Here is a 4,293-nt window from a genome sequence, read left to right on the forward strand (position 1 = left end):
CGAAGCCGCATAATCACCCAGCAACTCGGAGAGCCAGTTACACCACTACACGGGACTTGACCCTCACAGCCCCTACCTCATCGGTGGATCGAGGCTAAAGTACGCTTGACTAGACGTTTTGAGCCTGCGCGGGCAAGCTGAACAGAACTGGCCACGACTACACCCAATATAGGAGCCTGGAACCATGAGTTTTTCTGTCTATCTTTCCGGTGAGATCCACACCGACTGGAGGGAAGAGATCCAGCGTGGCGCGGAAGCCGCAGGACTGGACGTGGAGTTCACCGCTCCGGTGACCGACCACCCTGCCAGCGACGCCGCCGGCGACCATCTGGTTGAGACCGAAAGCCAGTTCTGGCGTGATCACCAGTCCGCCAAGGTCAATGCCATCCGCACGCGTACCCTGATCGAACAGAGCGATCTGGTCGTGGTGCGATTCGGGGACAAGTACAAGCAGTGGAACGCCGCCTTCGACGCAGGCTACTGCGCCGCCCTGGGCAAGCCGTACATCACCCTTCACGAGGCAGATATCGTCCATCCGCTCAAGGAGGTCGACGCTGAGGCTCAGGCGTGGTGTACCACCACCGACCAGGTGGTAGAGACCCTGCGGTACGTGCTCAAAGCCTAACCCCGGGGCTGGAGCCGAGACTGTATGCCGTTAAACGCTCCAGATTAATGCCCGTCTGCTGCCCTCTGTCGACGGGCGCACCGGGGGCTCAGCTGAGCGGCGGACGCCTTCGGCTCTGCTTAATCTTTGAGCGAGCACTCTTCTGCTCCAGCCGGCGCCGGTGAGAGCCACGAGTTCGTTTGGTGGGACGCCTTCTCACGGCAGGTGCGACGGACTCACGCAAAAGTTCGGACAGCCGCCTGCGTGCTTCTATCCGGTTGCGCAGCTGCGAGCGGTGCTCCGCGGTGCTGATGGTCAATACTGTGCCCGATAGCCGGGCCCTCAAGTGCTCAAGAGCGCGTGCGCGCTGGACTTCGGTCAGTGCGCTTGTGGCACCGATATCCAGGCTCAGCTGAACACGAGAGTCTGTGGTGTTGACGCCCTGGCCGCCTGGACCCGAGGCGTGAGAGAACCGCTCGAGAAGTTCGCCGGCGGGCACTGTGAGACCCTGGGGCGCTCCGGGCCCAGCGGTAATGTGCAGATCTTCCACACCAGTAAGTCTGCCAAACCTTCGCATACGTCCTCTGCGGGGGTCCTAGATCACGGAGGAGTTCGTTCAGCGGGTGGGCATCCACTAGCGAGGGGCGCCGGCGGTGCGCAGCTGCTGAGTTGGTAAGCTAAGCCGCACTCGACCGCAAGGAGCCTCCATGTCCGCCAAGCAGCCGGCCATGTCACCATCTGATATGCCCGTAGATTCGGTGCTCGGCAAGGCGAGTGGCCCCAGACGAGCCGAAGCTGACGAACTCCTGCGGATGTTTAGCGAAATCAGTGGGGACAAGCCCGTAGTCTGGGCTGGGCGAATCATCGGATTCGGCGAGTACGAGTACCGCTATCCGAGCGGACACGGCGGAAAGGCGCCGCTGCTCGCGTTTGCTGTCACAAAGACTCACCACACGATTTATCTGGTCAGCAACTACGCCGACCTATGGCCGGAACTCTTGGAGAAGCTTGGTAACTACAGGGCCAGCAAAGCGTGCCTCTATCTTTCCCGCCTATCTGGTGTGAACATAGTAGTTCTCCGAGAACTGATCGAGCGCTCTATGCGAGAAAGTATGCACGAGGCGGTACGCGAATAAGCTGTGCGCTTGGCTCGATAGAGTTGAGGCATGAACCTTCCCGCCACCAAGATCAGCTTTGTCCACCTCCGCCCTCAGTCAGCCGACGACGCCGCGGCACTCACCGAGTTCATCACCGGCCAGCACTACCCCTTTCATGTGCGGTCCCGTCCGGAAGCCGAGCAGGTGCAGGCCGGTATCGCTGAGGGCGCATACGGCTACGGGCCGGAGCACTACGAGACTGAGCAGGCGGAGGAGACCGATCACCGCGGCTGGTGGGTTTGGGCAGACCAGGTGCGCCTGGGCGTCGTCGTTCTGGAGGATCTCACCGATGGTGCGCCGCTGTTCGACCTGCGGCTGGCCGATGAGCACCGAGGAAAGGGGTGGGGCGTTCCAGTTCTGCGTGCCCTCACCTCCCTGGTGTTCGAGACCTACCCAGAGGTGGAGCGTTTCGAAGGTCAGACCCGTGAGGACAATATTGCGATGCGCAAGGTGTTCCTGCGCAGCGGCTTCATCAAGGAAGCCCATTACCGGCGCGGCTGGCCGGTGGAAGGTGGGGAACCTGTTGCCTCTGTGGCTTACGCAATCCTGCGCCAGGACTGGCAGTCTGGGACTACCACCTCCTTCGAGTGGGAGGATCTGGCCGCTTAATCCCGCCTCAGCGGGTTCCGGTGCCTCACTACGGGTGTTGAGGAAAAGTGGTGGGTGTCAGCCAGTCGTTCTAGACTGTGCTGTATGGGTTCGATATCAATCGCCGTTGTAGCACGCCCCTGGGCGTAACGCTGCGGCGACGAGCTTTCCAGATTCTCCGCTTCTGACAGCGCGCCGCCGCGCCAGCTTTCTGAACAGCTGGGCGGCACAGAGCCATACCCTTTTCCGGTCTCATCTGAAGATCCCTGTGTCTGCCTAGGAAGAACTTTCCTTCCTGGAGAAACATCATGCATACCTATGCCGAGGGCCGTCACGAACACGGCCAGAACTTCCTCACCGACCGCCGCACTATCCGTAAAATCGTTGATCTCGCCGCCGTGGTTCCGGGGCCTCTCCTGGAGGTCGGTCCCGGCACAGGCGCGCTGACCCTGCCGCTTGAAAAACTCGGCCGACCGCTCACTGCGGTGGAGATCCACCCCGGGCTTGCCAAGCACTTAGCGTCTAGGACTGCGCAGCTCACTCAGGTGGTGACCGGCGACTTCCTGGACTACAGGCTGCCGCAGAAGCCGTTCGTCATTGTGGGGAACCTGCCGTTCCACCTCACCACAGCAATTCTGCGCAAGCTGCTGCATCACCCGCATTGGACACAGGCGGTGCTCCTCACCCAATGGGAGGTCGCACGCCGGCGGGCGGGTGTGGGCGGTGCGACGATGATGACTGCCCAATGGGCGCCGTTCTACGCATTTGAGTTGGCCGGCCGAGTGCCTGCCACCGCCTATACCCCAGCACCAAGCGTTGATGCTGGCATCATCACCATCACCCGCCGTGCGGCGCCGCTGCTGCCCTGGAAAGAGCGGAAGCAATATGGTGGGTTCGTCCACCGGGTCTTCACCGGCCCAGGTCGGGGCGTAGGGCAGATCCTCCGGAGTGCGACCGGCAGTGATCAGAAGCAGATCGGTCAATGGCTCGGTGAGCTGGGCATCAGGAAGACTGCCCTGCCCAAAGAGCTGACGGCTGAACAATGGGCCGGTATCTATGAGAAGAGCCGCGGGTCCTCACGGCGTACTGGCAGACAGCTCGGCAAAACCGAACGTGCCGGTCCGCGCCCGAAGCGCCGGCAGCACAGGCGCCCCCTTCACCGGTAGTGGAACTGGGAGACCGTCGAATACCACATGCCCTTGCTTGAGCTGAAGGGCTCTCGTAGAAGCCTCCCGGACAGACCTGGGTCGGGGTGTCTAGCCAGCTGTTGGAATCGGACGCTCCCAGAGGATGACCTCGAAGAGGCCCCTCACCTGGCGTTGGCCCTGGCGTTGAAATCCGAGGCGCTCGTAGTATGTGGTCAGCCCGGGATTGGTAGCCGCACTGTCCAACCGAAGCCTCGTTTTCCCATGCCGGACACCAGTTTGTGCTGCCCACTCGAGAAGCCGAGCACCCAAGCCGCCACCTGCCTGAGCAAGATTGACCATGAGACCGTGAACGTAGATGGAACTTCCATCGTCGGGCCCCCAAAAATCCGGATCGTCCCACAGGACACGGAGCCCGGCGATCACGTTCTGATCTGCATCCCGCAGAACGTGCCATTCCCCATGATCCACTTGCTCTTGAACTACAGGAAGAGGAACTTCTCCTGGTATCCATTGATCAATGCCCCGGGAGGCCAGCCAATCCTCACGTTGACGCCGCAAGGACCAGATTCCCCGGACGTCCTCTCCGGTGGCAGGTAATGGATCAGTCACTTCCCCTCCTGAGATCGACCATTTCAGTCTAATTCAGCGCGGAGGACCCGGACTCCACACTAGGTGGAGCAGGCGTTGAGTTGAGTGGGAGTTCACCAGGGGAGCCAATGCGTGACTTTTCCTATAAAGGGGTATCCATTTAGGTGCCAAAGCCCTGATCAGCGTCAGTTGAGGGTCTGTGAGCGCG

Annotated in this window: 6 protein-coding genes; 4 read left to right on the plus strand and 2 right to left on the minus strand. The window is 61.3% G+C overall.

The features are described from left to right. Positions 1–184 precede the first annotated feature (184 nt). Positions 185–625 (plus strand): YtoQ family protein, encoded by a 441-nt coding sequence (locus GNZ21_RS11165; protein WP_157324345.1) that lies wholly within the window; start codon positions 185–187, stop codon positions 623–625. A gap of 88 nt (positions 626–713) precedes the next feature. Here GNZ21_RS11165 and arfB read toward each other — a convergent pair whose 3' ends face one another. Beyond that, complete coding sequence (gene arfB, locus GNZ21_RS11170) at positions 714–1,181, minus strand: alternative ribosome rescue aminoacyl-tRNA hydrolase ArfB (protein ID WP_157324350.1); 468 nt, start codon at positions 1,179–1,181, stop codon at positions 714–716. Positions 1,182–1,311: 130 nt separating this feature from the next. Between arfB and GNZ21_RS11175 the strand changes: the two genes are divergently transcribed. The 3 genes from GNZ21_RS11175 to erm all read left to right on the plus strand — a co-directional run bounded on the left by GNZ21_RS11175 (position 1,312) and on the right by erm (position 3,515). After that, positions 1,312–1,740: a DUF1801 domain-containing protein gene (locus GNZ21_RS11175; protein WP_157324352.1), complete on the plus strand. Its 429-nt coding sequence runs from the start codon at positions 1,312–1,314 to the stop codon at positions 1,738–1,740. 30 nt (positions 1,741–1,770) lie between these two features. After that, positions 1,771–2,370: a GNAT family N-acetyltransferase gene (locus tag GNZ21_RS11180; protein WP_157324355.1), complete on the plus strand. Its 600-nt coding sequence runs from the start codon at positions 1,771–1,773 to the stop codon at positions 2,368–2,370. Between the two features lie 287 nt (positions 2,371–2,657). Beyond that, positions 2,658–3,515, plus strand: coding sequence for a 23S ribosomal RNA methyltransferase Erm (erm, locus tag GNZ21_RS11185; RefSeq protein WP_157324358.1), 858 nt, complete (start codon positions 2,658–2,660; stop codon positions 3,513–3,515). A 90-nt stretch (positions 3,516–3,605) separates the two neighbouring features. On the opposite strand, the gene GNZ21_RS16340 is transcribed toward erm, so the two are convergent. Then, a complete protein-coding gene (locus tag GNZ21_RS16340; protein WP_157324360.1) occupies positions 3,606–4,106 on the minus strand; it encodes a GNAT family N-acetyltransferase in 501 nt (166 codons plus the stop codon). Between the last annotated feature and the right edge of the window lie 187 nt (positions 4,107–4,293).

The organism is Nesterenkonia alkaliphila (genome assembly GCF_009758175.1).
Lineage (GTDB): Bacteria > Actinomycetota > Actinomycetes > Actinomycetales > Micrococcaceae > Nesterenkonia > Nesterenkonia alkaliphila.

What these genes read in the sequence shown, in the direction of transcription:
- arfB (WP_157324350.1), bottom strand. Translation starts at nt 1,181, where the DNA reads ATGCGAAGGTTTGGCAGACTTACTGGTGTGGAAGATCTGCACATTACC.
- GNZ21_RS11165 (WP_157324345.1), top strand. Translation starts at nt 185, where the DNA reads ATGAGTTTTTCTGTCTATCTTTCCGGTGAGATCCACACCGACTGGAGG.
- GNZ21_RS11180 (WP_157324355.1), top strand. Translation starts at nt 1,771, where the DNA reads ATGAACCTTCCCGCCACCAAGATCAGCTTTGTCCACCTCCGCCCTCAG.
- erm (WP_157324358.1), top strand. Translation starts at nt 2,658, where the DNA reads ATGCATACCTATGCCGAGGGCCGTCACGAACACGGCCAGAACTTCCTC.
- GNZ21_RS11175 (WP_157324352.1), top strand. Translation starts at nt 1,312, where the DNA reads ATGTCCGCCAAGCAGCCGGCCATGTCACCATCTGATATGCCCGTAGAT.